Below are 25524 nucleotides of genomic sequence, written 5' to 3' on the forward strand. Positions count from 1 at the left end.
GGGGAAGGGTGGGTCGGTATGACGGACAAGGACCGTGAGGCGACCGGGTTTCAGGAGCAGGCGGGGTACGACGAGTCCATCGATCTGCGGACGGACTTCGTCATGGTCTACGGGTTGAACGACACGACGGCGGAGCGGATCGCGCGCTGGCGGGATGCCGGGTACCGGGTGCATCTGATGACCGGGATCTCGTGGGGGACGTACCAGGACTACCTCGACGGGCGCTGGGACGGGGCGGAGCACTGGGACGACGCGCAGACGTCGGGGGACGGGAAGCCGATCCTGCACGGCGAGAGCGTCGACATCCCGTACATGGTGCCGACGTTCGGCTTCACCGAGTACCTCGTGCAGAAGCTGCGGCCGATCATCGGGCTCGGCGTCGAAGGCATCCACCTCGAGGAGCCGGAGTTCTGGGCGCGGGCCGGCTACTCGGAGTCGTTCAGGCGCGAGTGGCAGGCGTTCTTCAAGGAGCCGTGGCAGCCGCCGCACAGCACCCCGGAGGCGCATTTCCGCTCGGGTCAGCTCAAGCAGCACCTGCTCTCCCGCAGCCTCGACCGAGTGACGTCCGTACTGCGTGACGAGGCGCTGAGCCAAGGACGCGAGGTGCGCTTCTACGTCCCGACGCACAGCCTGCTCAACTACACCCAGTGGCAGATCATCAGCCCGGAATCGCGGCTCCGGACGCTCCCGTCGATCGACGGCGCGATCGCCCAGGTGTGGACCGGTACGTCGCGCACCCCGAACGTGTACGACGGGAAGGTCGCCGAGCGGACGTTCGAAACGGCGTACCTCGAGTACGGCATCGCGCAGGACCTGACCCGCGGCACCGACCGGCGGCTGTGGTTCCTGCACGACCCGATCGAGGACCACCCGGACCGGACCTGGGAGGACTACCTGGCCAACTACCAGCGCACCCTGGTCGCGTCGCTCCTGCACCCGGGCGTCAGCCGGTACGAGGTCGCGCCCTGGCCGCACCGCATCTTCAACCGCCCGTACCTGCGCGAAGGCAGCACCGAACGCGAGCTGATCCCGCCGGACACCGCCACCAGCTACCTGATCGCGATGAACAGCCTCCGCGACCTCGACCAACCCGACGTACGGTGGGCGCACGAGGGCCCGCGGGTCGGCATCGCGCTGTCCGACACCGCGATGTTCCAGCGCTGGTCGCCCGGCGGCGAGAGCGGGCACTACGACGGCCTGCAGGACGCGCTCGCACTCGAGGGCCGTGAGCAACTACATTTCTCGGACTTCTACGGCCTCGCTCTGCCCCCGCTGTACGAGGGGCAGCGCGTCGCCCCGGTGCAGCTCGAGAGCGTCATCGACTCCCCCGACGCGCTCGACGACGTCGACGTACTGGTGCTCAGCTACGAGTTCCAGAAGCCGCTCGCGCCGAGCATCCACTACGCGCTGGCGGGCTGGGTGAACCGCGGCGGCAGCCTGCTGTACGTCGGCAACGGCGTGGACCCGTACCACGAGATCCGCTCCTGGTGGACCGGCCGCTACGACACCTGCGCCGACCACCTGGCCGAGGCCCTCGGCGCCGACCCGGCGCGCGACGACATCCAGCCGATCGGCCAGGGCCGCGTCCGCTTCCTCGCCGCCCGCCCCGCCGACTTCACGGAGAAGCCGGCCGAGCTCGTCGCCGCGCTCCGCGACCTCGCCGCGGCCGGCGGCCACACCTGGCAGCGCACGAGCTGGCTCGCCGTGCAACGCGGGCCGTACCTGATCGGCGCGGTCCTCGACGGCACACACGTTGTCGAAGGCACCTATCTCGACCTCCTCGACCCGCACCTCGGCGTCGTCCGCCGCCGCGAACTCGGCCCCGGCGACCTCACCTGGCTCCGCGATCTCACCTACGACGACACTCCACTCCTCGCCTCCGCCGGCCGAATCGTCGACTGGCACGAAACCGCCGACACCATCACCTTCACCTGCGAAGCCCCCCGAGGCATCACAGTCACCACCGCCCTCCGCCTCCCCACCCCACCCACAACCGTCAACGTCACCTCCACCTACGACCCCGACACCCACCTCCTCCATCTGACCCACCCCGGCTCCCCCACCGGCACGTCCATCACCATCACCCTCTGACTTCATCGAGTCGTGGATCGTGGTCGGGATCTTCCGCCACAATCCACGACTCGACGCCAAGGCAGCGACCTGTGGGGGTGTTCTACGTGGGGAGTTCGACCGTTACGCGGAGGCCGCCTTCGGGGCGGGGGGTGACGGTGAGGGTGCCGTCGTGGGCGCGGGTGATGCTCTTGACGATCGCGAGGCCGAGGCCGACGCCGGAGTGCTGGTCGGTGCGGATGCGTTCGCTGCCGCGCTGGAACGGCTCGACGAGGGTGGCGATCAGGTGCGGCGCCAGCTGCTGGCCGGTGTTCTCGACGGTCAGTACGACGGTCGGCGTGTCCACCCGGGTGGTGACCCAGACCGAGCCCTTGTCCGGCAGGTTGTGGACGATCGCGTTGTGGACGAGGTTCGTCGTCAGCTGCAGCAGCAGCGCGGGCGAGCCGACCGTGGGGGCCTGGTCCCCGCCGGTCTCGATCGTGATCCCGTTCTTCTCCGCCAACGGCAGCAGCGTCTCGGTCGCCTCTTCCGCGATCAGGGACAGATCGACCCGCTCCCGGCTGAACGACCGCTGGTTCGCCCGGCTGAGCACGAGCAGCGCCTCGGTCAGGTCGATCGCCCGCGCGTTCACCGCGTGCAGGCGATCCACGAGTACGCCGTTGTCGTGCGTCAGGTCGTTCCGCGCCACGTCGAGGAGCGTCTGCGTGATCGCCAGCGGCGTACGCAGCTCGTGGGACGCGTTCGCGGCGAACCGCTGCTGCTCGGCCACATGCGCCTCGAGCTGCGCCAGCATCGTGTCGAACGCGTCGGCCAGCTCCCGGAACTCGTCGCTCGAGCCCGGCAGCCGGATCCGGTGCGACAGCGACCCGGTCGCCGCGACCCGCGTCGCGTCGGTGATCTTGGTCAGCGGGGCGAGCATCTTCCCGGCCAGCACCCACCCGCCGACGAGCCCGAAGACCAGCAGGAACGTCATCACGACCGCCGCCACCGGCGCGAACGACCGCCACAACAGCTGCGGGAACGTGTACGTCGTGGTCATGATCACCACGCCGCCGGACTTGAACTGCATCAGCCCGAACCAGCCGGCGATCAGCAGCAGCACGCCCGCCGCCATCACGAACCCCGCGTAGCTGAGCGTGAGCTTGAGCCGGACGCTCAGCCCGGGCTCCCTATCCACGCTCCCCGTCCCCGGCGTCGATCCGGTACCCGGCCCCCGCGACGGTCGCGATCACCCACGGCTCGCCGAGCCGCTTCCGCAGCGCCGACACGGTGATCCGTACGGCGTTCGTGAACGGGTCGGCGTTCTCGTCCCAGGCCCGCGCGAGCAGGTCCTCCGCGCTGACGATTCCGCCCTCGGCCGCCACCAGCACCTCGAGGACGGCGAACTGCTTGCGGGTCAGGGCGACGTACCGCCCGTCCCGGTACACCTCGCGGCGGAACGGGTCGAGCCGCAGGCCGGCGATCTCCCGCACCGGCGGCCGGCTGTACGCGCGCCGCCGGTCGAGCGCGCGCAGCCGCAGCACCAGCTCCTGGAACTCGAACGGCTTGGTCAGGTAGTCGTCGGCGCCGAGCTCGAAGCCGGAGGCCTTGTCGTCCAGCCGGGACGCGGCGGTCAGCATCAGGATCGGCGTACCGGCGCCGGAGGCAACGATCCGCTGGGCGATCTCGTCACCGGACGGACCCGGGACGTCGCGGTCCAGGACCGCGATGTCGTAGGTGTTGAGGTCGAGCAGCTCGAGCGCGGTGTGGCCGTCGCCGGCGATGTCGGCGGCGATCGCCTCCAGGCGCAGGCCGTCGCGGATGGCACCGGCCATCTCCGGCTCGTCCTCGACGATCAACACCCGCATATCGATGATGCTACGTGCCGGGCCATATCGTCCGCGTATCCAAAACTCGATACCGGCCGGCAACACGCCGGCGCCTTCACTGGGTGCTATGACCGTCAGCCAACCGACCCGGCGCGCCCGATCGACGATCCGGGCCGCCTTCCTGCTCGCCAACGTGGCGATCATCAGCGTGTTCGTCCACCAGTCGCTCGCCACCTCGCTGCCGACCGTCGGCCAGGCCGGATCCGGCGGGCTCGGCGAGGCGGACGGCGCCGTACCGGACGGCGTCACGGTGTTCGACGACAAGGTTCCCGGGGTCGTCAACCTCGAGCCGGAGCTGCTCGGCGCGCTCCGCCGGGCGGCGACGGCCGCCGCCCAGGACGGGGTCGTCTTCTACGTCAACAGCGGCTGGCGGTCCCCGGCGTACCAGGAGAAGCTGCTGCAGGACGCGATCGGGCGGTACGGCTCGAAGGAGGAGGCGGCGCGCTGGGTGGCGACGCCGCAGAACTCCCCGCATGTGAAGGGCCAGGCGATCGACATCGGGCGCTCGGACGCGACGGCCTGGCTGTCCGAGCACGGGGCCGTGTACGGCCTGTGCCAGATCTACGACAACGAGCCGTGGCACTACGAGCTGCGCCCGGAGGCGGTCCAGCACGGCTGCCCGCCGCGGTACGCCGACCCGACGCACGACCCGAGGATGCAGGGGTGACGCTCACCGTCGCGCCGATCACCGCCGTCGAACACCTCGCGTTCGTCCAGGCGCAGCGGTCGGTCAGCTTCCTGCAGACGCCTGCCTGGGCGCACGTGAAGACCGAGTGGCGCAGCGAGTCGCTCGGTTGGTACGACGGCGAGCGGCTCGCCGGCGCCGGTCTCGTCCTGCACCGCCCGGTCCCCCGGCTGGACCGCTACACGCTCGCGTACCTCGCCGAAGGGCCGGTCATCGACTGGACCGGTCCGCTCGACGAGTGGCTGCGCCCACTGGCGGCGTACCTCAAGGCGAACGGCGCGTTCGCGATCCGGCTCGGCCCGCCGATCCGCACCGACACCTGGACGGCCGCGCAGGTGAAGGAAGGCATCGCGGACGCCGGGATCCGGCGGCTCACCGACCTGCCGAGCGTCCAGGCGCCCGGCCATCAGGTGACCAAGCAGCTCGAAGCGGCCGGCTGGCTGCCGCAGAATCCGGTCGACGGGTTCGGCACCGGGCATCCGCAGTACACCTTCGAGCTCCCGCTCGGCGGCACTGAGGACGACGTACTGCGCGGCATGAACCAGCAGTGGCGGCGCAACGTCAAGAAGGCGGTCAAGGCCGGCGTCGAGGTCACCGTCGGCGACGACCTGAAGGCGTTCCACGACCTGTACGTGCACACCGCCGAGCGCGACCACTTCACGCCGCGGCCGCTGCGGTACTTCGAGACCATGTACGCCGCGCTCCGCGCCGAGGACCCGGACCGGATCCGGCTGTACCTCGCGCACCACGAGGGTGACCTGGTCGCCGCCGCGATCATGATCCGGGTCGGCACCCAGGCGTGGTACTCGTACGGCGCCTCCGCAACGGACAAGCGCGACGTACGGGGGTCGAACGCCTGCCAGTGGGCGATGATCCGCGGCGCGCTGGCGGCCGGGTGCGACGTCTACAGCCTGCGCGGCATCACCCCGACGCTCGACGCCGGCGACCCGCACGTCGGGCTGATCCAGTTCAAGGTCGGCACCGGCGGGCAGGCCGTGCGGTATGTCGGCGAGTGGGACCTGCCGCTGCGGCCGGTGATCTACCGCGGGTTCGATCTGTACATGCGCCGGCGCCGTTGACACACCATGCTCTGGTTTACTGACCGGATGTCTCCCGGCAGCCTGCGCTTCTGGTCAGGTACCTTCACCGGCGTCGTTCTGTTGACCGTGCTGCTGTTCCCGGTCGCCGTGCTTGTCGTGTGGAGGCGAGCCCGCCGGCACGGGCTGCGCAACGCGCTCGCCGAGGTCGCGATCGTCTACTGGACGCTGCCGTTGGTCTGGATGACCATGCTCCCGGGCAGTCATGCCTTCGGAGCACCCGGCCGGGTCAGCCTGGTCCCGTTCCGCGACCTGGTCAGGGACTCGCCGCCGCAGATCGTCGGCAATCTGCTGCTGTTCGCGGTCCTCGGTTCCTTCCTCCCGATCCGGTTCCCCGTCCGCCTGGGCCGGGTCGTCGCGATCGCGGCCGGCTGCTCGCTGGCGATCGAGGTGTCCCAGTACGTGTTCCGGCTCGACCGCGTGTCGTCGGTGGACGACGTACTGCTGAACACCGCCGGCGCCGGGCTCGCCGCACTGGCGTCGTACCGCTGGTGGACATGTCGTGCGCATATGAAAATCCGGATACGCGCTCGCAACGCCGTCCGTTCTTGACTTGGAGGCATGAAACCGGGAATCACCGTCTTCGGCTGCGAGCCGGACGAGGCGAGCCTGGTCCGCGAACTCGCGCCCCGGCTCGGCGTCCTGCCGACCGTCACCGCGGCCGCGGTCACCGAGGAAACCGCCGAACTCGCACACGGGAACCGCTGCATCAGCATCGGCCACAAGCACCGCGTGTCGAACGAGGCATTGCGGGCACTGAGCATCACCGGCGTCGAATACGTGTCGACCCGGAGCATCGGCTACAACCACCTCGACGTGGAGTACGCCGAAAGCGTCGGAATCACAGTGGGAAACGTCGCCTACTCCCCTGACAGCGTCGCCGACTACACGGTGATGCTGATGCTGATGGCGATCCGGAATGCGAAGTCCGTCGTCCGCCGTACCGACCTCCACGACTACCGGCTGCACCCGGTCCGCGGGCGGGAACTGCGCGATCTGACCGTCGGCGTCGTCGGCACCGGGCGGATCGGCGCCGCGGTCCTGGACCGGCTGCGCGGATTCGGCTGCCGGGTGCTGGCCTTCGACACCCGCCCGAAGACGGCTGCCGACTACGTGCTCCTGGACGAATTGCTCGAGCAGAGCGACATTGTCACGCTGCACACGCCGCTGACCCCGGAAACGCATCATCTCCTGGACAAGGAACGCCTGGGGCAATTGCCGGCCGGCGCTTTTGTGGTGAACACCGGACGCGGCGCGCTGATCGACACCGAAGCGCTCGCGACCGCCTTGGAGGAAGGCCGGCTCGGCGGCGCCGCGCTGGATGTTCTCGAAGGCGAGGAAGGAATCTTCTACGCCGACCACAGCAATCGCCCGATCACAAGCTCGCTGCTGCTGAGACTGCAGGTCCTGCCAACGGTCCTGATCAGTCCGCACACCGCGTATTACACCGACCGTGCCCTGCACGACATGGTCGAGAACTCCCTTGTCAATTGCCTGAACTTCGAAAGCGGGAAGCACCATGGGTAAGTTGAAGGTCGGAATCCTGTTCGGCGGCGTGTCCGAGGAACACGGCGTCTCGGTCAAGTCCGCCCGCCAGGTCGCGGAGCACCTCGACACCGAGAAGTACGAGCCGTACTACATCGGCATCTCCCAGAGCGGTGCCTGGAAACTCTGCGACGGCCCGGACACCGACTGGGAGAGCGGCAACTCCAGGCCGGTCGTCCTGTCGCCGGACAGCAGCGTGCGCGGCCTGCTCGTCCTCGAGTCCGACCGGCTCGGCTCCCGGATCCGCCAGGGTCAGTACCGGACCGTCAACCTGGACGTGATCCTCCCGGTCCTGCACGGCAAGCGCGGCGAGGACGGCGCGATCCAGGGCCTGCTCGAACTCTCCGGCATCCCGTACGCCGGCTGCGACATCCAGAGCTCGGTCCTGTGCATGGACAAGACCCTCACGTACCTCGTCGTCCGGAGCGCGGGCATCCCGACGCCGAACTTCTGGATCGTCGGCGCGAAGGAGACCGTCGACCCGGACCAGTTCGGCTACCCGGTCTTCGTCAAGCCGGCCCGGTCGGGCTCGTCGTTCGGCGTCAGCAAGGTGAACAGCAAGGACGAGCTCGCGGGCGCGATCGAGACGGCGGCGCAGTACGACGGGAAGATCCTGATCGAGGAGGCCGTCGTCGCGAGCGAGGTCGGCTGCGCGATCCTCGGGAACGACCCGGAGCTGACCGTCGGCGAGGTCGACCACATCGCGCTGTCGCACGGGTTCTTCAAGATCCACCAGGAGAGCACGCCGGAGAGCGGCTCGGAGAACTCGACGCCGATCGTCCCGGCCGACATCCCGGCGGAGGCGCGGTCGCTGGTCCAGGAGACCGCGAAGGCGATCTACCGGGCGCTGGGTTGTACCGGTCTGGCTCGGGTCGACCTGTTCCTCAAGGAGGACGGCTCGGTGGTGCTGAACGAGGTCAACACCTTCCCGGGACTCACGTCGTACAGCCGGTATCCGCGGATGATGACCGCGGCCGGTCTGCCGCTCGGCGCGGTGATCGACCGGCTGGTGTCGGCGACCCTGTCGGGGAGTCCGCGGTGAAGGCCGATCTGGTGTACGTGGACGAGTTCGCCGCCGGGATCCGGTGGGACGCGAAGTACGCGACCTGGGACAACTTCACCGGCAAACCGGTGGACGGCTACCAGGCGAACCGGATCGTCGGCACCCGGGCGCTGTGTGCCGCGCTGGAGCGTGCGCAGGGCAAGGCCGAGCCGCGCGGGTTCGGTCTGCTGCTCTGGGACGGGTACCGCCCGCAGCGGGCCGTCGACAACTTCCTGCGCTGGTCCGCGCTCCCCGAGGACGGCCGCACGAAGCCGCGGCACTACCCGAACATCGAGCGCGCCGACATGTTCACCCGCGGGTACGTCGCCACCCGGTCGGGCCACAGCCGCGGCAGCACGGTCGACCTCACGCTCTACCATCTGGACACCGGCGAGCTGGCCCGGATGGGTGGCGACCACGACCTGATGGACTCGATCTCGCACCACGGCGCGACCGGCATCGGCCAGGTCGAGGCGCGGAACCGGGAGACCCTCGCGACGGTGATGGAGGCGGCCGGGTTCGAGCGGTACGCCCGCGAGTGGTGGCACTACACGCTCCGGGACGAGCCGTATCCGGACACCTACTTCGATTGCCCGATCGCGTGATCCGGCCGGCCCGGCCCACCGACAGCGCGGCCGTCAACACGTTGCTGGACCAGCTCGGCTATCCCCAGGACGACCTCGCCGCGACCGCCGCCCGGATCCAGTTCTGGGCCGACGACCCGGCCAGTGCCGTCTACGTGGCCGATGCAGGAGGCAACCTTCTCGGACTGGTCGCGGTGCACGTCGAGCCGTTCATCCAGCTGCCCGGCTTCTCCGGCCGGATCGTCGCGCTGGTCGTCTCCGAACACGCCCGCCGCCAGGGTGTCGCGGGCGAGCTGATGAGCGCGGCAGAGTCGTTCGCGGTCCGGCACGGATGCGTCCGCTTCGAGGTCACCAGCTCCGACTACCGCGCCGGCGCGCACGAGTTCTACCAGCGCCGCGGCTACGTCAACCAGGCCGGCCGCTCGTCCCGCTTCATCCTCTCGGCACGCTGACGTTGAACCATGCCCGCAGCCTCGAAACCCTCGTGAGGACGAGCTGGTCGAGCAACAGAACGGCGACCAGCGTCAGCCCGAACAACGGCAAGAAGACGCCCAGGGCAACGACCAGTACCGCCAACCCAGGCGTCGCCCGCAGCGGCAGCCTCCCCCGCGGAGCCCCAAGCGCGTTGCCCTTCGGACGCCGCCGCCACCACATCAAGGGCCCGGTCACACACATGAAGATCACACCTACGCAGAACGCCGTCGTCGCCCAGAAGTTCACCACGCTCACCCGACGCCCCTCATGCAGCGCGATCCCCTGCGCCACCACCTTCGCCAGCACCGGATAGTCGCGATACCCGTACGTCGACACCACGCGCCCGCCGTACTGGTCGACGTGCAGCGTGCGCTCCTGTCCCGGGTCGTGGAACGCGTACCCGATCGCCGAGAACACGCCGCTGCCGTCGGCCGGCAGCGCGATCGTCATCGGGCTGCGCAACCCGTTGCGGCGGCCGACTTCGAGCGCGGTGTCGACGGTGGCGACCGACCCGGTCCGGTTCGCCGGGTCCGACCGCGGTACTTCGGTCTTCCCCAGCGCCCACGGCACCGTGTGGCTGTGCGGCAGCGACTCGTCGAGCTTCGAGGTCGGGTTCGACAACGCGCCGGGGTCCTCGCCCCAGAACGACGTACCGTTGCTGGTCGCGAGCTCCTGCGTCTTCGCGCCCCACACGCCCGTCCACGGCAGGCCCGACATGACCAGGAACAGCAGTCCGACGCCCAGCACCGCACCGGTCCGGCCGTGCCGGGAACGCAGTACGGCGCCTGCCGCACCGGCGGCCCGACGACGCGCTCGCGCGACCCGGCCGCGGAGGAACAGGTAGTAGCCGGTCAGCGCCATCACGATCGCCCAGCACGCGGCGATCTCGATCACGGCATCACCCCAGCGGCCGGCCATCAGCTCGCCGTGCAGCAGGATCGCGACGCCGGACAGCGTCCGGTCCGGGTTCAGCGCGCCGAGCACCTTGCCTTCGTACGGGTCCACGAACACGTCCCGCGCACCGGCGGCCGTGTCGACCGAGAACACCGTCGACCGGTCCGGCGCCGACGGCTCGGTCATCGACACCACCCGGTCACCCGGGTACGCCGCCCGTACCTCCTCGAGCTGCGACTCGTACGGCTGCGCCACGAGTCCCGCCGGCTGGTCGACCTTCATCAGATCGGCGTGCAGCACCGGCTCGAGCTGGAACCGGAACAGGTAGATCAACCCGGTCGTCGCCAGGACGAGCAACACCGGGACGACCAGGAAGCTCGCGTAGAAGTGCCACCGCCAGAACGCCCGGAACAAGCCGGCGCTGCGCTTGCGCGGCTCCGGCTCGACGGACACGGGTGGTTCCAGTACTGCGGTCACGTCGTAGGAGTCGGATCGGAGGTCCGGGCGGTTCCCGGCGGCAGGTGTGGTGTGGCCCACAGGACGGTGGATGCGAGGATGGTGCGGCCATGCACCAGAGCCGGGGGTTCCGCGCCGCGCGCGCCGCGATGTTCGCGGCCACGTGCGTGTTGCTGGCCGGCGTCGGGCACGTGCTGATGTCCGGCGCGATGCTCCCGTGGTGGACGTTGCCGATGGCCTTCGGCTGGATCGGCATCACCGCGTGGATCCTCGCCGACCGCGAACGCGGCGTACCGTTCGTCGTCGTCAGCACGCTGGTGGCGCAGGGCGCGCTGCACCTCGTGTTCACGCTCGCGCAGACGATGGCTCCAATGGGCCACATGCACGGCGGGACGTCGTACGGCATGGTCGGCGCGCACCTCGCGGCCGCGGTGCTGTGCGGTCTGTGGCTCGCGTACGGCGAGCGGGCGGCCTTCTCGGTCCTGCGATCACTCGCCGTCCGGGTGCTGCTGACGCTGCGGCTGATCACGATCCGGCACGTAACGCCGCCCCGGATCACCGCGGCGCACTCCCCCGGACCACTGCGGGAGCTGCTGCTCGTTCATGCCATCACTTCGAGAGGTCCGCCGCGCGGGGTCGCTGTATAGACCCACCGTTCTTGGACTTTCCGAAGGACTCACAGACATGGCTACAGCCCTGTTCCACGATCCGGACGAGACCTCGACCCGGCTCGCGCTGGCCGCCCGTACCGGCGACCCCGCTGCCCTCGACACCTTCGTCCGCGCCTTGCACCGCGACGTACGCCGGTACGTCGTCCACCTGTCGGCGGATCCACAGTCCGCCGACGACCTCACCCAGGAGACGTTCCTGCGGGCGCTGAAGAGCCTGCACCGGTTCGAGGGCCGCTCGTCGGCGCGGACCTGGCTGCTCTCGATCGCCCGCCGTACCGTCGCCGACGACCTGCGCCGGAAGGCCGCCAGGCCCCGGATCGCCCAGCAGGACTGGCAGTTCGCGGCCGAGCAGTCGCAGCCGCGGGACCTGCCGGGGTTCGAGGACCGGATCGCGCTGGCCGAGCTGCTCGACACGCTGCCCGGCGACCGCCGCGAGGTCTTCGTCCTCACTCAGCTGGCCGGCGTCCCGTACGCCCAGACCGCATGGCAGCTCGACTGCCCGATCGGCACGGTCCGCTCCCGGGTGGCCCGGGCCAGAAGGGAGCTGGCGAACCTACTGCGTACCGCCTGACCACTTCTCCTCGATGCGGGCGTACTTCCAGACGGCGTGCGCCCCCATCCAGGTCAGCACGAACAGCGCGACGATCGCGTAGCCGACGTTGTTCAGGTCGACGCCGGCGATCGCCGCCAGCGGACCGTGGTCGATGTGGAACCTGGCGGTCAGGATCGAGATCAGCTCGATGCTGCCGATCACCAGCGCGACCGCGACCGAGAGGCCGGTGATCGTGATGTTGTAGTAGACCTTGCGCACCGGCTTCGCGAACGCCCACCCGTAGGCGAAGTTCATCAGGCAGCCGTCGATGGTGTCGAGCAGGCTCATCCCCGCCGCGAACAGGATCGGCAGCGTGAGTACGGCGTACCAGGGAAGACTGAACGCCGCGGCACCACCGGCCAGCACCAGCAGGCTGACCTCAGTCGCGGTGTCGAACCCGAGGCCGAACAGGAAGCCGATCGGGTACATCTGCCACGGCCGGGTGACCGCCTTCGTGACGCCGGACAGGATCCTGTTCATGAAGCCGCGGTTGTTCAGGTGCTGCTCGAGCGTCGCCTCGTCGTACGCCCCGGTCCGCATCCGGCGGAAGACCTTGATCACACCGACGAGTACGGCGAGGTTGAGCGCGGCGATCAGGTACAGGAAGACACCGGACACCGCCGTGCCGACGACACCGGTCACCTGCTGCAGGCGCGACGATCCGTCCGCGACCTGACCGGCCAGCGCGCGTACGCCGATCCCGAGCAGGAAGCACAACGTGAAGACCACGCTCGAATGCCCCAGCGAGAACCAGAACCCGACCGACAACGGCCGCCGTCCGTCCGCCATCAGCTTCCGGGTCGTGTTGTCGATCGCGGCGATGTGATCGGCGTCGAACGCGTGCCGCATCCCCAGCGTGTACGCCGTCACACCGAGGCCGACCCCGAACACCCCGGCCGATCCGAGCGCGTAGTGCCGCGGCGCCACCACCAACGCCAGCACACCCCAGCCGATCAGGTGCAGCAGCAGCACGAACCCCGCCATACCTCCGACCGAGGTCCACTCCCGCCTCGTCACACCCATTCGCCTCACGAACCGCCAGTTAACGCCTTTCCCACCCCAGATGCAACCAAGTCGCGTCTACAGCACCGGGGTCATCAGGGCGAGCATGGCGGCCATCCCGCCGGTGGTCAGGGCGTGACAGCAGCAGAGCAGGCGGTGACCGCCGGCGCGGGCCACGCGGGCGAGCCACCAGGCTGCCGAGAGCAGGAGCAGGCCGACGACGGACCAGCTCAGCAGGCCTGTCCAGGTCTGTTGACCTGCGTGGTCCATGCCCGACATGCCCGACATGCCCGACATCGCCGCCATCCCCACGGTGCCGGCGGCGAGCATCCACACCATCCCGAGGTTCATCCCACCATGCAGCAGCGCGCCGGTCCGCGCGGTGACGCCTTCGACGCCGGCCAGGTGACGGAAGAAGACGAGGGCCAGTGCCGAGAACAGCGCGATCTGCAGCCACGTGATACCCGGGGTCGAAGGCAGCCAGAGCATCAGGAGCATCGCCGGGCTCATCAGGATGTGGTTGACGTCCACAACGGTCTCGATCCCCTGGCCGCGGCCGGCGGCGACCCGCCACAGGCAGTACAGGCCGGACAGCGCGAACACGACCGTGAGCGCGATCGCCGGACCGGCCGGGAGCATTCCGTGCGACATCGAGGCGGGACCTTCCTCGCGAGGGGCGACCGTAGGTTCAACTCCGCCGAACGGCCCGAAGTTCCGGGAACTGTTCGGTGCCGTGCTTCGTACTCATGTGTTGGGGGCTCAAGGCAATTGCAGCAGATCAGGAGAGACGTGGCACCGACACGCCACCGGCCGTGGCTGATCCGGTACGTCGTTCTGCTCGGCGTGCTGGCGGTCGCCGTACCGCTCGTCACGACCGGTGTGACGGGTCCGGCGAGCTACCTGCCGATCGCCCGCGACGACCCCGGCCGGGCGACCGGCCTGCTCGCGACGTTCGTCCGGGCGCTCGCCGATCTCTCGTCGCTGGTCACGGTCGGCGCGCTGGCGTCGGCACTGTTCGCGGGCAAGGTGCGGCCGGTCCAGGACACGTCGTCGCGGCGGCAGCTCGAGATCGCGGAGTGGTTCGAGCCGGTCGTCGTACGGCGGGCCGCGACGGTCTGGGTGATCAGCTCGGGGCTCCTGATCGCGCTCGACTCCGCCGACTCGAACGGGTACTCGCTCGGGAAGCTCGCCGACCCGCAGGCATTGTGGTTCGCACTGTTCTCGGGTGATGCCGGGCGGTCGTGGATGGTGACGTTCGCCGCCGCGGTCGTGGTGCTGGTCACGTGTGTGCTGAGCGCGCGATGGGTCGGGTACTTCGTCGCCCTGCTCGCGGCGCTGGTGGGTTCGCTGGCGCCGGTCGTGGTCGGGCAGATCCTGGTCGGTCCGCGGCACGACTTCGGGAGTGACGCGGGCATCCTCCAGACCCTCGCCGGTCAGGTGCTGCTCGGGCTGGTCGTGGTTCAGGTCCTGCGGGTCGCGACCGGGCGTCGGGTTCGGGCGCTGGAGCGGGTGCACTGGCGCAGTACGGCGTGGGTGCTGCTCGGTGTGCTCGTCGTGACGCAAGGCGTGCTGCTCTGCTTCAAGCTGGCCGGGTCTTCGCCGTTCGGGAGCGCTACCGGATGGTTGAGTCTGGTGCAGTTCGCGGCACTTGGGGTCGTTGGTTGCGGCTTGGCTCTCCGTCGATCCGTAGTGCTGGCCGGTGGTGTGGCGGGGTTCGTCGCGGCCGGTTCGGCGATGCTGCGGATCCCGCCGCCGCAGTTCTTCGTGCCGACGTCGATCAGTCAGATCTTCTTCGGGTTCGACCTGAAGGTGCCGCCCGGGTTCGGCTCACTGGCCGGGCAGTGGCGGCCGAACCTGCTGTTCGTGACGGCCTCGGTTGTTGCGATCGCCGGTTACCTGCTCGGCGTACGGCGGCTCGCGCGGCAGGGTGAGCGCTGGCCCGTCGCACGGACGATCGCCTGGACGGTCGGCTGGGTGCTGATCATCGTGGTGACCAGCTCCGGCCTCGGGAAGTACTCCGGCGCCGACTTCGCCGTACACATGGCTGTGCACATGGCGTTGAGCATGCTCGCGCCGATCCCGCTCGTGCTCGGCGGACCGATCACGCTGGCGTTGCGGGCGCTGCCGGCCAAGGAAGGGCCGCACGAGTGGATTCTCGCGGTGTTGCACTCGCGGCCACTCAAGGCGTTGTACCACCCGTTGTTCGTCTTCGTCGTCTACATCGGCTCGTACTACGCGTTGTACCTCACCGACGCCTTCGGGACCCTGATGAAGTTCCATTGGGCACACCAATTGATGAACGTGCACTTCCTGGTCGTCGGCTGTCTGTACTTCGGTCTCGTGATCGGGGTCGACCGGACACCGCACCAGCTCCCGTCGCTGGCCAAGCTCGCCGTACTGCTCGGGGCGATGCCGTTCCACGCGTTCTTCGGCGTGATCCTGATGCAGGACGGCGCGGTCATCGGCAAGTCGTTCTACGACCACCTCGAGGTGCCGTGGTCGCGTGACCTCGCCGCGACGCAGCACGTCGCGGGCGGGATCGCCTGGGCCGGCAGCGAGATCCCGTTGCTGATCGTGGTCGTCGTACTCGCCCTGCAGTGGGCGATCCAGGACGGCCGGGCCGCGCGCCGGATCGACCGGCACCTGGACAGCGGCCTCGACGACTCGTACGACGCCTACAACGCGATGCTGCAGCGGCTCGCGCGGCGTACCGAATCCAGCCAGGAGCGCCGGTGACGCTGACCGATCAGGAACCGCGGACCGCGACCGTCGAGCTGCTCGTCGGCGGGATGACGTGCGCCGCCTGCGCCAACCGGGTCGAGCGAGCGCTGAACAAGCTCGACGGCGTGACCGCGACGGTCAACTACGCGACCGAGCGGGCGATCGTCACCGGGGCCGGCGAGGACCTCACCACGCGCGCGACGAGTGCGGTGGATCGCGCGGGGTACCAGGCGACGCTGCGCGATCCCGGGTCCGGGGACGAGCTTGCGGAGCAGTTGACGGCTCGGCGGATCAGTTCGCTGCGGCGGCGGCTGGTGCTGGCGACCTTGCTGGCGATTCCGTTGATGGATGCAACGATCATGCTGGGTGCCGTACCGTCGTTGCGCTTCCCGGGCTGGGACATCGCGTGCTTGCTGCTGGCGGTGCCGATCGTGACCTGGGCGGCGTACCCGTTCCATCGCGCGACCGTGCGGAACCTGCGGCATCGGGCGGTCAGCATGGACACGCTCGTCTCGCTCGGGATCGTGGTGTCATTCGGGTGGGCGGCGGTGTCGGTGGTGTGGCCCGGGGCGGCCGGGACGTCGCGGTGGATGTCGCTCGACACCGGGAGTCTGTATCTCGACGTTGCCGCTGGGATGACGGTGTTCCAGTTGGCTGGGCGGTACTTCGAGACTCGGTCGCGGCGGCGGGCCGCGGACGTGTTCGGGGCGATCGGGCGGCTGGCGACACCCGTCGCGCGGGTGGTGCGGGACGGCGTCGAGGTCGACGTACCCACGGGCGAGGTGGTGAAGGGCGACGCGGTGGTCGTCCGGGCCGGGGAGATCGTCCCGGTCGACGGGACGGTGGTCGAGGGGGCGGCCGCGGTCGACACCAGCGTGGTGACCGGTGAGCCGGTGCCGCGGGTGGTCGGGATCGGCGGTCAGGTCGTTGGCGGGACCATCAGTACCGACGGGCGGCTGGTGCTGACCGCAACGGCGGTCGGGGTGCACACGCAGCTCGCGCAGATGGCGGCGATCGCGGAACGGGCCCAGGAGCGGAAGGCGCGCATCCAGCACACGGTCGACCGGATCATCGTGTGGTTCGTCCCGTCGGTGATCGTGCTGGCCGTCGCGGTGGCTGCCGGGTGGATGGTGTCCGGGGCGCCGGTCGGGCAGGCCGTGGGCACCGGGATCGCCGTACTCGTGATCGCTTGCCCGTGTGCGCTCGGGCTTGCAACTCCGACCGCGCTGATGGTGGGCATCGGGCGCGGCGCGACGCTGGGGATCCTGATCAAGGGGCAGGACGCGCTGGAGGCCAGCGGCGTGATCGACACGATCGTCCTCGACAAGACGGGGACGCTCACCACCGGGGACCTCACCATCACCGACGTCGAGCTGACCGCGGACCTCACTCGCGAGGAGGTTCTCGCGTACGCCGCCGCTGTGGAGCAAGGCTCCGAGCACCCGATCGCCCGAGCCGTCGAACGCCTGGCGACTGCCGAGGAGATCTCCCTCCGCCCCATCACCAACTTCACCACCCACCCAGGCCAGGGCGCCACCGCCACGGTCGACGGAAAACAGGTAGCCGTAGGCAACCACACCCTCCTGCAAACGCCCGACGCCGCGCCTGACGGGTCGGCTGTTCGGGTGGTGGTGGATGGGGTTCTGGTCGGGCGGTTGGGGATTGCTGATCGGCTTCGGAGCACTGCGGGGGACGCGGTGCGGGAGTTGCAGGCGGCCGGGCTTCGGACGGTGTTGCTGACCGGGGACTCGGAGACGGCCGCGCGGGAGGTTGCTCGGGAGTTGGGGATCGACGACGTACGGGCAGGGGTGTTGCCGGCGGACAAGGCGGGCGTGATCGCGGAGCTGCAGGCTGCTGGGCACCGGGTTGCGATGGTCGGGGACGGGATCAACGACGCGGCCGCGTTGGCGACCGCCGATCTCGGGCTGGCGGTCGTGTCAGGGACCGACATCGCGTTGAAGTCCGCGGACATCGTGCTCGTGCGGGAGGACCTGTGCGTGATCCCGGACGCGATCGGGCTCGCGCGGCGGACCCGGCGTACGATCCATCGCAACCTGGTCTGGGCGTTCGCCTACAACGTGGCCGCCGTACCGGTCGCCGCCGCCGGACTGCTCAACCCGCTGGTTGCTTCGGCAGCGATGGCGTTCTCCACCTTGTTCGTCACCTACAACAGCCTCCGCCTCCGCAGCTTCGGCGACCCAGACTCCTGATGCCCTCCGACACGCGGATCCAGCCGCGCCGCCGCACGATTCCGGGAACAATTGCACGTGCCGGTGTGGCGCGGCCTCGGAGTTGTTCTCGTGCGAGCGGGAGGTACGGCGTGGGTCAACCGGACGGCGGCTACGACCGCCTGGCGGCAGCACAGGTACTCGCCCGGGTCGCAGGCGAGCTCCCGGCAATAGACCACCTCCCGCCGCCCTTCGAAGTCGCAGTAGACCTCACCCCACTCGCCCCCTCCCCCGACAGCCACCTCACGCCGGCCCAACTCAGGTACGTGCAGACGGCTCTCCAGCCCTGCACCCCCGCCGACATCACCACCGCCACCCATCGCCTCAGCTGGCAGGACAGCACCGGCACCCCCAACATCTCCCACTGCACCCCAACCACCTCCGGCCCCGCGGCGGGCGCGGGTGTCGCGGTTGTGGCTCGTGAGGTAGTGCTGTTGTTGCGCGCGGCGCTTCGAGGGGATGGGGGTGTTCGGCGGCGGGCTGACGGGTTGTCCGGGTTTGAGCGGGGAGTGCTTGGCGGGACGACGACCGAGGGGGATGTGGTCGAGGTCTTGGCCGTTGGGTTCGAGACCGTGGCGCGCGCGTTGGTGCAGCACTCGTGGCTGGGTGGGTATCGGTCCGCACGTGCGCTGGCGCTCGGGTTGCAGGAGTCAGGCATCTTCGGGGTGGTGGCCAACACCTGGTACTGGGGGCTGCAGTCGGAGACCTACCGGCGCGGGATGATCCCCGTGTCGTTCGAAGCGCGCGCGGACGGCGGGGTCGCGTACACAGCCGCCTCACGAACGCTGCTGCGCACGATGAAGGACGCGCAGATCGCCCACCCGGAAGATCCTGGGCTCGCCAAGCAGTACGGACCACTGGCGTACGCCGAGGTCCCCCGGTGTCTGGCGAACATGCCGGTCACCCTGAACGGTCAACGGCAGACGTTGCTGCCGGCAGCGGTTGGCCTGTTCGTCAGCACCTTCGTTCGGATGCTCGATGTCGTACGCATCACTGGAGAGGAGACCACCATGTCCGAGGTGTTCGAAGTACCCGACATGACCTGTTCGCACTGCACGAACACGGTCAGCAGTGTGCTCGAGTCGCACGGTGCGACCGTGGACCGGATCGACCTCGACTCGAAGCAGGTCGTGGCCGCGTTCCCGTCCGCGGAGGTGCGCGAGCAGGCGTTCGAGGCGATCCGGGACCAGGGCTACACCGTCGTCCCGCCCGCGGACTGAGCTGACCTGCCGTTGGCCGACTGGGCGGCCTTCCGCGCCCGCGGCTTGCGCGCGGGTGCCACCTCCGGATCCGGGGCGAACGGGATGAACGGCATGCTCAACGGCAACGCGGCGAGCCGCATCAGCAGCAGGGCGTTGTCGTCGCCGGCCGTCTTGTTCAGGCGGAGACGGCCGCAGTTGGTGCAGCGATGGATGAGGACCCACCGGCCCTCACCGCGGACGGTGACCGCGATCGGCTCCATACCGCCGGAGCAGTCCGCCTTGCGGTCGCCCGGGACGTTGCGGTCGAGATGCCGCGACCACAGACAGCTCGGGCAGTGATTGCGATGGGTGGTGCCAGGGGCGTCGAGGGAGACCTCTACGCCGCAGTGTTCACAACTGAACGAACGTGCGAAAGCCAAACCGATGAACCTTTCAGAGCGAAGCTGCAGGACAGGACAGACATCGGCTTCCCTCCTTCCGGTCCGCGCCGGCCACCCCGGCGCACGTGCCCCCAGCAGATCAGCCCGGCCGACGCACCGTCAACCGATTAAGACACCTTCGCCGCCGTGTGCAGCGCGAGGCCGTCGGTAGCGGCGACGTCGGCGCGGAACCAGCCCGACGAGTCCACGACGTACGCCGGGCCGCTGCACTGGCCTGCGGTGTAGTCGCCGTGGAAGATGTCGCAGTACGTCCCGGCCGGCAGGTCCGTGTGGAAGCTGCGCCCGGTCAGCGCCGCACTCTCGTCGTTCAGGACCAGGTAACCCTTCGAACCCCGGCCGAACGCGATCGCGTCGTTCCCGTTGTCCCACCACTCGGTGACGGCGGTGCCGCGGGTGGTGTTGTGGAAGCCGACCATGTTCGCGATCACCCGCCACTCGTGCTCGCACCGCCAGCGGTTCGTGAAGCAGGTCGTGTCGACGGTCTGCCCGGTGCTGGTCGACGGTGGTCCCTCGTCGTTCGAGGTGTACTCGTAGCTCGACATCACCTTCGGCGTGCCGTACGTCCAGGCGAGCATGAACGCGTTCGCCATCGCGTACCGCCCGTTGTCGCGGAACGTCAGTACGCCGGTCCCCCGCTGCGTGTCGTGGTTGTCGGTGAACACCACCGCGTGGTCGGACGCCAGCGGCTCCGCGAACGTCCGCAGGTACGCGAGCTTCTCGGTGTTGAAGATCTTCGCCAGATCCTTCCCGTACCGGAACTCCAGCACGTCCCCGTTCCCGACGTACTCGTCCGGGGTGATCGGCTCGCCCGCGCCGTAGATCACTTCCTGATAGATGTACGCCGGCCGCGACAGCCGCGACGTGATCGCCGCGATGTCGGTCGCCGGGATGTGCTTCGCCGCGTCCAGCCGGAACCCGTCGACGCCGATCGAGAGCAGGTCGTTCAGGTACGCCGCGATCCGCCCGCGCACGTAGTCCGACTCGGTCGCCAGGTCCGCGAGGTCGACGAGCTCGCAGTTCTGCACCTCCCACCGGTCGTTGTAGTTGACGATGTCGTCGTTCCCGTTCCGGCCGCAGTGGTGGAAGTCCTGCGTCTGGTACGTCCCCGGGTAGTCGTAGTGGCTGTACGTCGACCCCGCGCTGCCGGTGCCGCCCGCCGATCCGCCGGTCATGTGGTTGATCACGGCATCGACGTACACCTTGATCCCGGCCGCGTGGCAACTGTTGACCATGGCAACGAACTGGCCACGGGTCCCGCGCCGGGTGCTGTCGAGCTTGTAGCTGACCGGCTGGTAGTCCTGCCACCACGGATACCCGGATCCGGGCAGTACGACGTGCTCCTGCGGCGGCGAGACCTGCACCGCGCCGTACCCCTTCGGGCCGAGCACCTGGCCGCACTCGCGGGCGACCGAGTTCCAGTTCCACTCGAACAGCTGGACGATCACGTCCCGGTCCCCGCTCGGGGCAGCCTTGGCGACCGGGGCGATCATCGACAGGCTCAGCAACAGGATCAGGAATCGGCGCATCGGAACAGCTCCCTCGGGGCGGTGGGGTACTCCATGAAACCATCCCGACGGCGTACCGTGCGGGAAATCGTGTCAGGAGGCTGAAAAGTGCTGGACTGGTTGCAGGAGCGGCTGCCCGAGCTGATCGCGGACCACGCGGTGCCGGGGATCGCGGTCGGGGTGTGGGCCGGCGGCGAGGTGTACGACGCCGCGGCCGGCGTGCTGAACACGGCGACCGGCGTCGAGGCGACCACCGATTCGATCTTCCAGATCGGGTCCGTGACGAAGGTGCTCACCGCCACGCTCGCGATGCAGCTGGTGGACGAGCGGAAGGTGGAGCTCGACGCGCCGGTGCGGCGGTACCTGCCCAGGTTCGGCCGGGACGTGACCGTACGGCAGCTGATGTGCCACGTGGCCGGCTTCGAGGGCGACATCTTCACCGACACGGGACCTGGCGACGACTGCATCGAGCGGTACGTCGACCTGCTCGACGACGTGCCGCAGCTCTTCGCGCCGGGGTCGATGTTCTCGTACAACAACGCGGCGTTCTGCGTACTCGGCCGGCTGATCGAGGTCGTGCGTGGCAAGCAGTTCGACGAGTGTATGCGCGACCACCTGTTCGAGCCGCTCGAGCTGACGCACGCCGCGAGCAACCCGTACGAGGCGATCCTGCACCGCGTCGCGGTCGGGCATCTCGACGGCGAACCGGTGAAGACGTGGGCGATGGCGCGCTCGAACGCGCCCGCCGGGTCGATGCTGGCGATGCGCGCGCGGGACCTCGTCCGGTTCGCCCGGCTCCAGGGGCAGGTGCTGAGCGCCGAGAGCGCCGCCGCGATGCAGGAACCGCAGATCACGCTCCCGGACATCGGCTGGGCGGACGCGTGGGGCCTCGGCTGGGAGCTGAGCGACCTGCCGGGCGGGACGGTGATCGGGCACGACGGTTCGACGGTCGGCCAGGCCGCGTTCCTGCGCGTCGTACCGGAGCGTGACGTGGCGGTGGCGATCCTCACGAACGGCGGGTCGCCGCGGCCGGTCCACGCCGAGTTGATGGGCCGGCTGCTCCAGGAACTGGCCGGTGTCACGTTCCCGGAGCTGCCCGTGCCGGATCCGAGCGCCCGCCCTGAGCATCCCGAGCGGTACGCCGGGCGGTACACGTCGCGCGAGTCGATCACCGACGTACGGCAGGACGCGGACGGGCGGTTGTGGCTCGAGCAGACGCCGATCGGGGTGAGCGCGGAGGTCGGCGACCAGCCGCACCGGACCGAGCTGGTCGCCTGGCGCGGCGACAGCCTGCTGCCGGTCGAGCCGTCCGGGGGCGTGTACTGGCCGGTCGCGTTCGTCGGCCGTGACAACGAAGGACGGGCGGAGTACCTGCACACCGGCCGGGCGGATCGCCGCGCCTGAACTCGTGCGATCGGATGAAGCCGGGGCGGGTGATCTGTCCGGCCGGACCAACATCACCTGAGGCTCCGGCAGGACGATCGTCCGATGAACGACTCCCAGGGCGAAGGGCTGCTGACCGTTCGCGACCTGTCGGTCGAGATCCGGCGGGGGTCCCGGATCGTCCGGCCGGTGACGCGGGCGGACCTGACGCTGCGGGCCGGCGAGACGCTCGGCATCGTCGGCGAGACCGGCTCCGGCAAGTCGATGACCGGACTCGCGATCATGGGCATGCTGCCGGCCGGCAGCGTGGTCACCGGTGGGTCGATCCGGTTCGACGGCCGGGAGCTGACCGCGTTGGCGCCGGCCGAGTACCGGAGGCTGCGCGGTAACGACATCGCGATGGTCTTCCAGGACTCGATGACCGCGCTGAACCCGACGAAGCGGATCGGCGAACAGGTGGCCGAGCCGCTCCGGCTGCACCGCGGGGCGTCGAAGCGTGCGGCCCGCGAACGCGCCGCCGAGGTGCTGCACCTGGTCGGCATCCCGTCGCCGGCCGAGCGGATGGACGCGTTCCCGCACGAGCTGTCCGGCGGGATGCGGCAGCGCGTGCTGATCGCGATGGCGCTGGCCTGCGAGCCGCGGGTGATCATCGCCGACGAGCCCACGACCGCGCTCGACGTCACGGTGCAGGCCGAGGTCCTCGACCTGCTCGCGGACCTGAAGTCGCGGCTCGGGATGGCGATGATCCTGATCACCCACGACCTGGGCGTGATCGCCGGCCACGCCGACCGGGTCGCGGTGATGTACGCCGGCCAGGTCGCCGAGACCGGTCCGACCAAGACCCTGTTCGGTACGACGAGGCACCGCTACACCCACGCCCTGCTGTCGTCGATCCCGACGCTGGCCCACGACCGCCGCCAGGAGCTGCACAGCATCCCGGGCGCACCGCCGGACCTGACCCTCCCGAACCCGGCCTGCGCGTTCGCCCCGCGCTGCGCCGCCGCCACGGGCCGTTGCCGCGAGCAAGCACCGGAGCGGACCGTCGACGGCGACACGACGTACGCCTGCTGGCATCCGGTCGAGGAAACGCTGACCATCACGCCCCGCACCGAGGACACCGGGTCGTCGCCCGACGAGCAGATCAGGCTGCGCGTCGACGGCCTGGTCCGCGAGTACGGCGCCGGCCGGAGCAGCCTGTTCGGCCCGCGGCGGACGGTGAAGGCGGTGTCCGGGGTGAGCTTCGACGTCCGCGCCGGAGAGACGTTCGGGCTGGTCGGCGAGTCGGGCTGCGGGAAGTCCACGCTCGGCCGGATGATCGTCGCGTTGGACCGCCCGACCGGCGGCGACGTGCTGTACGACGGTACGTCGGTCGCCGGGCTCAGCTCGCGCGCGCTCGGGGACCGCCGGGCGCAGCTGCAGATGATGTTCCAGGACCCGAGCGCCTCGCTGGACCCGCGGATGCGCATCGGCACCATCCTGCGCGAACCGCTCGCGATCCAGGGCATCGGCAACCGCTCGCAACGGGCCGCCCGCGCCGGCGAACTGCTGCACGAGGTCGGCCTCCCGCCCGCGATCCTGGAGCGCTATCCGCACGAGCTGTCCGGCGGCCAGCGGCAACGCATCGGCCTCGCCCGGGCGCTCGCGCTGAACCCGAAGGTGCTCGTCGCGGACGAACCGGTCAGCGCTCTCGACGTCTCGGTCCGCTCCCAGGTCCTGAACCTGATGCGCCGGACCCAGCGCGACCTCGGCCTGAGCAGTGTCGTCATCTCCCACGACCTCGCCGTCGTCCGCTACCTGGCCGACCGGGTCGGCGTGATGTACCTCGGCAAGCTCGTCGAGACCGGTACGACGGACGACGTCTACACGGCGACCGCCCATCCGTACACGGCCGGTCTGCTCGCCGCGGTCCCCGACCCGGACCCGTCCGCCGCTCGGCCGGACGCCGACGTACGGGTCCGTGGTGAGTTGCCGAGCGTGTTCGATCCACCGAGCGGCTGCCGGTTCCGGACGCGGTGCCCGCTGGCGACCGACCTGTGCGCCGAGGCCGAGCCCGAGCTGACCACACTGTCCGGGGACCACCGGGTCGCGTGTCACTTCCCGTTGGAGGCAGCCCGATGATCCGGTACGTCGTCCGCCGCCTGCTGATCTCGGTCCTCGTGCTGCTCGGGATCTCCGCCGTGATGTTCTTCCTGCTGCACGTGGTGTCCGGGAGCCCGGGCCGGGTCGTCCTCGGGCCGAAGGCGTCACCCGAAGCCGTTGCCATGTTCAACCATGACCACGGGTTCGACCGGCCGTTCGTGGTCCAGTACGTGAGCTACCTCGGCCAACTCCTGCACGGCGACCTCGGTCGTTCGTACAAGCTCAACCAGGGCGTGGCGACGCTGCTCGTCCAGAACGCCCCGCGCAGCGCCATGCTCTCGCTCGCGGGACTCGTCCTCTCGTTGGTGATCGCCGTACCGCTCGGCATCCTGCAGGCGGTCAAGCGCAACAGCGTGGTCGACCGCGTCGGTACGGCGCTCGCGTACACCCTCTACGCGACACCGGTCTTCCTGCTCGGGCTGCTGCTGATCGCGGGGCTCAGCCAGGCGCTCCACCTGTTCCCGGCCGAGGCGTCGCAGTCCCACTCCCCCTGGGTCGTCATCACCGACCCGCACGCGATGGCGCTGCCGGTCATCACGCTGGCTGTCACGAACGTCGCGATCTTCTCGCAGTACCAGCGATCCGCGGCGCTCGAACAGCTCGGGCAGGACTACATCCGGGTCGCCCGCGCGAAAGGTCTGCCCGACCGGCTGATCATCACCCGGCACCTGCTGCGGAACGCGTGCCTGCCGCTGATCACGCTGCTCGGCCTGTCGATCCCGAGTCTGCTGGCCGGGAACCTGATCGCCGAGTCGCTGTTCAACTACCCCGGCCTCGGCCTGCTGTTCCTGAACAGCCTGCAGCGCGAGGACTACCCGGTCCTGCTCGCCTACACGCTGATGGGCGCCGTACTGACAGTCCTCGGCAACCTCCTCGCGGACGTCGCCCTCGCGTCCGCGGACCGTCGCATCACCCTGAACGGCTAG

General features: G+C 69.7%; 23 protein-coding genes. 16 read left to right on the forward strand and 7 right to left on the reverse strand.

The genetic code is table 11. The features are described 5' to 3' along the window. Positions 1–18 precede the first annotated feature (18 nt). Complete coding sequence (locus ACQHIV_RS11040; RefSeq protein ID WP_427893397.1) at positions 19–2091, forward strand: hypothetical protein; 2073 nt, start codon at positions 19–21, stop codon at positions 2089–2091. An 82-nt stretch (positions 2092–2173) separates the two neighbouring features. On the opposite strand, the gene ACQHIV_RS11045 is transcribed toward ACQHIV_RS11040, so the two are convergent. Together ACQHIV_RS11045 and ACQHIV_RS11050 are read right to left on the reverse strand one after the other, a co-directional pair. Next, entirely contained in the window at positions 2174–3247 is a 1074-nt protein-coding gene (locus ACQHIV_RS11045) for a sensor histidine kinase (protein ID WP_427893398.1), read from the reverse strand. Continuing rightward, positions 3240–3917, reverse strand: coding sequence for a response regulator transcription factor (locus ACQHIV_RS11050; RefSeq protein WP_427893399.1), 678 nt, complete (start codon positions 3915–3917; stop codon positions 3240–3242). The genes ACQHIV_RS11045 and ACQHIV_RS11050 overlap by 8 nt, the downstream gene beginning before the upstream one ends. An 88-nt stretch (positions 3918–4005) precedes the next feature. On the opposite strand from ACQHIV_RS11050, the gene ACQHIV_RS11055 reads away from it, so the two are divergent. The 7 genes from ACQHIV_RS11055 to ACQHIV_RS11085 are packed head-to-tail and all read left to right on the forward strand — an operon-like array spanning position 4006 to position 9343. Then, entirely contained in the window at positions 4006–4605 is a 600-nt protein-coding gene (locus ACQHIV_RS11055; protein WP_427893400.1) for a M15 family metallopeptidase, read from the forward strand. Beyond that, positions 4602–5702 carry a lipid II:glycine glycyltransferase FemX gene (locus ACQHIV_RS11060; protein ID WP_427893401.1) on the forward strand — a complete coding sequence of 367 codons (1101 nt, stop codon included), beginning with the start codon at positions 4602–4604 and terminating at the stop codon, positions 5700–5702. Before ACQHIV_RS11055 ends, ACQHIV_RS11060 begins: the two co-directional genes overlap by 4 nt. A gap of 27 nt (positions 5703–5729) precedes the next feature. Beyond that, entirely contained in the window at positions 5730–6272 is a 543-nt protein-coding gene (locus ACQHIV_RS11065) for a VanZ family protein (protein WP_427893402.1), read from the forward strand. A gap of 9 nt (positions 6273–6281) precedes the next feature. Next, a complete protein-coding gene (locus ACQHIV_RS11070; protein ID WP_427893403.1) occupies positions 6282–7247 on the forward strand; it encodes a D-isomer specific 2-hydroxyacid dehydrogenase family protein in 966 nt (321 codons plus the stop codon). Beyond that, on the forward strand, positions 7240–8307 hold the full coding sequence (gene vanA, locus ACQHIV_RS11075; RefSeq protein ID WP_427893404.1) for a D-alanine--(R)-lactate ligase: 1068 nt from the start codon (positions 7240–7242) through the stop codon (positions 8305–8307). The genes ACQHIV_RS11070 and vanA overlap by 8 nt, the downstream gene beginning before the upstream one ends. After that, positions 8304–8912 (forward strand): D-Ala-D-Ala dipeptidase VanX, encoded by a 609-nt coding sequence (gene vanX, locus ACQHIV_RS11080; RefSeq protein WP_427893405.1) that lies wholly within the window; start codon positions 8304–8306, stop codon positions 8910–8912. Before vanA ends, vanX begins: the two co-directional genes overlap by 4 nt. Continuing rightward, on the forward strand, positions 8897–9343 hold the full coding sequence (locus ACQHIV_RS11085) for a GNAT family N-acetyltransferase (RefSeq protein WP_427893406.1): 447 nt from the start codon (positions 8897–8899) through the stop codon (positions 9341–9343). Before vanX ends, ACQHIV_RS11085 begins: the two co-directional genes overlap by 16 nt. On the opposite strand, the gene ACQHIV_RS11090 is transcribed toward ACQHIV_RS11085, so the two are convergent. Next, positions 9324–10736 carry a PepSY-associated TM helix domain-containing protein gene (locus tag ACQHIV_RS11090; protein WP_427893407.1) on the reverse strand — a complete coding sequence of 471 codons (1413 nt, stop codon included), beginning with the start codon at positions 10734–10736 and terminating at the stop codon, positions 9324–9326. The two genes, ACQHIV_RS11085 and ACQHIV_RS11090, sit on opposite strands and share 20 nt — an antisense overlap. A gap of 89 nt (positions 10737–10825) precedes the next feature. Here ACQHIV_RS11090 and ACQHIV_RS11095 point away from each other — a divergent pair, with 89 nt between their 5' ends. Beyond that, a complete protein-coding gene (locus ACQHIV_RS11095; RefSeq protein WP_427893408.1) occupies positions 10826–11362 on the forward strand; it encodes a hypothetical protein in 537 nt (178 codons plus the stop codon). Positions 11363–11399: 37 nt separating this feature from the next. Then, positions 11400–11957: a sigma-70 family RNA polymerase sigma factor gene (locus ACQHIV_RS11100; RefSeq protein ID WP_427893409.1), complete on the forward strand. Its 558-nt coding sequence runs from the start codon at positions 11400–11402 to the stop codon at positions 11955–11957. Here ACQHIV_RS11100 and ACQHIV_RS11105 read toward each other — a convergent pair. Continuing rightward, the gene (locus ACQHIV_RS11105; RefSeq protein ID WP_427893410.1) at positions 11940–13001 is read right to left on the reverse strand and encodes a HoxN/HupN/NixA family nickel/cobalt transporter; all 1062 of its coding nucleotides are present in this window, start codon (positions 12999–13001) and stop codon (positions 11940–11942) included. The two genes, ACQHIV_RS11100 and ACQHIV_RS11105, sit on opposite strands and share 18 nt — an antisense overlap. A 57-nt stretch (positions 13002–13058) precedes the next feature. After that, on the reverse strand, positions 13059–13631 hold the full coding sequence (locus ACQHIV_RS11110; protein WP_427893411.1) for a DUF5134 domain-containing protein: 573 nt from the start codon (positions 13629–13631) through the stop codon (positions 13059–13061). Positions 13632–13769: 138 nt separating this feature from the next. Here ACQHIV_RS11110 and ACQHIV_RS11115 point away from each other — a divergent pair, with 138 nt between their 5' ends. The 3 genes from ACQHIV_RS11115 (at position 13770) to ACQHIV_RS11125 (ending at position 19149) form a co-directional block, all read left to right on the forward strand. After that, positions 13770–15716: a cytochrome c oxidase assembly protein gene (locus ACQHIV_RS11115; protein WP_427893412.1), complete on the forward strand. Its 1947-nt coding sequence runs from the start codon at positions 13770–13772 to the stop codon at positions 15714–15716. 53 nt (positions 15717–15769) lie between these two features. After that, a complete protein-coding gene (locus tag ACQHIV_RS11120) occupies positions 15770–17911 on the forward strand; it encodes a heavy metal translocating P-type ATPase (RefSeq protein ID WP_427896460.1) in 2142 nt (713 codons plus the stop codon). 110 nt (positions 17912–18021) lie between these two features. After that, on the forward strand, positions 18022–19149 hold the full coding sequence (locus ACQHIV_RS11125) for a heavy-metal-associated domain-containing protein (protein WP_427893413.1): 1128 nt from the start codon (positions 18022–18024) through the stop codon (positions 19147–19149). Here ACQHIV_RS11125 and ACQHIV_RS11130 read toward each other — a convergent pair. Both ACQHIV_RS11130 and ACQHIV_RS11135 read right to left on the reverse strand, forming a co-directional pair. Continuing rightward, a complete protein-coding gene (locus tag ACQHIV_RS11130) occupies positions 19122–19550 on the reverse strand; it encodes an RNHCP domain-containing protein (RefSeq protein WP_427893414.1) in 429 nt (142 codons plus the stop codon). The two genes, ACQHIV_RS11125 and ACQHIV_RS11130, sit on opposite strands and share 28 nt — an antisense overlap. A gap of 128 nt (positions 19551–19678) precedes the next feature. Then, positions 19679–21097: an alpha-amylase gene (locus ACQHIV_RS11135; RefSeq protein ID WP_427893415.1), complete on the reverse strand. Its 1419-nt coding sequence runs from the start codon at positions 21095–21097 to the stop codon at positions 19679–19681. A gap of 87 nt (positions 21098–21184) precedes the next feature. On the opposite strand from ACQHIV_RS11135, the gene ACQHIV_RS11140 reads away from it, so the two are divergent. The 3 genes from ACQHIV_RS11140 (at position 21185) to ACQHIV_RS11150 (ending at position 25524) form a co-directional block, all read left to right on the forward strand. Next, positions 21185–22480: a serine hydrolase domain-containing protein gene (locus tag ACQHIV_RS11140; RefSeq protein ID WP_427893416.1), complete on the forward strand. Its 1296-nt coding sequence runs from the start codon at positions 21185–21187 to the stop codon at positions 22478–22480. A gap of 84 nt (positions 22481–22564) precedes the next feature. Next, positions 22565–24577, forward strand: coding sequence for a dipeptide ABC transporter ATP-binding protein (locus tag ACQHIV_RS11145; protein ID WP_427893417.1), 2013 nt, complete (start codon positions 22565–22567; stop codon positions 24575–24577). Then, positions 24574–25524 carry an ABC transporter permease gene (locus ACQHIV_RS11150; RefSeq protein ID WP_427893418.1) on the forward strand — a complete coding sequence of 317 codons (951 nt, stop codon included), beginning with the start codon at positions 24574–24576 and terminating at the stop codon, positions 25522–25524. Before ACQHIV_RS11145 ends, ACQHIV_RS11150 begins: the two co-directional genes overlap by 4 nt.

Origin of the sequence: Kribbella polygonati, assembly GCF_050320105.1 — a bacterium.
In the GTDB taxonomy this organism is placed as follows: domain Bacteria; phylum Actinomycetota; class Actinomycetes; order Propionibacteriales; family Kribbellaceae; genus Kribbella.

Bases quoted from the DNA above. Each gene is read 5' to 3' on its own strand.
- ACQHIV_RS11120 (WP_427896460.1), top strand. From the start codon at position 15,770: ATGACGTGCGCCGCCTGCGCCAACCGGGTCGAGCGAGCGCTGAACAAG.
- ACQHIV_RS11050 (WP_427893399.1), bottom strand. From the start codon at position 3,917: ATGCGGGTGTTGATCGTCGAGGACGAGCCGGAGATGGCCGGTGCCATC.
- ACQHIV_RS11150 (WP_427893418.1), top strand. From the start codon at position 24,574: ATGATCCGGTACGTCGTCCGCCGCCTGCTGATCTCGGTCCTCGTGCTG.
- ACQHIV_RS11105 (WP_427893410.1), bottom strand. From the start codon at position 13,001: ATGGGTGTGACGAGGCGGGAGTGGACCTCGGTCGGAGGTATGGCGGGG.
- vanA (WP_427893404.1), top strand. From the start codon at position 7,240: ATGGGTAAGTTGAAGGTCGGAATCCTGTTCGGCGGCGTGTCCGAGGAA.
- ACQHIV_RS11065 (WP_427893402.1), top strand. From the start codon at position 5,730: ATGTCTCCCGGCAGCCTGCGCTTCTGGTCAGGTACCTTCACCGGCGTC.
- ACQHIV_RS11110 (WP_427893411.1), bottom strand. From the start codon at position 13,631: ATGTCGCACGGAATGCTCCCGGCCGGTCCGGCGATCGCGCTCACGGTC.
- ACQHIV_RS11095 (WP_427893408.1), top strand. From the start codon at position 10,826: ATGCACCAGAGCCGGGGGTTCCGCGCCGCGCGCGCCGCGATGTTCGCG.
- ACQHIV_RS11145 (WP_427893417.1), top strand. From the start codon at position 22,565: ATGAACGACTCCCAGGGCGAAGGGCTGCTGACCGTTCGCGACCTGTCG.
- ACQHIV_RS11100 (WP_427893409.1), top strand. From the start codon at position 11,400: ATGGCTACAGCCCTGTTCCACGATCCGGACGAGACCTCGACCCGGCTC.
- ACQHIV_RS11135 (WP_427893415.1), bottom strand. From the start codon at position 21,097: ATGCGCCGATTCCTGATCCTGTTGCTGAGCCTGTCGATGATCGCCCCG.
- ACQHIV_RS11055 (WP_427893400.1), top strand. From the start codon at position 4,006: ATGACCGTCAGCCAACCGACCCGGCGCGCCCGATCGACGATCCGGGCC.
- ACQHIV_RS11040 (WP_427893397.1), top strand. From the start codon at position 19: ATGACGGACAAGGACCGTGAGGCGACCGGGTTTCAGGAGCAGGCGGGG.
- ACQHIV_RS11070 (WP_427893403.1), top strand. From the start codon at position 6,282: ATGAAACCGGGAATCACCGTCTTCGGCTGCGAGCCGGACGAGGCGAGC.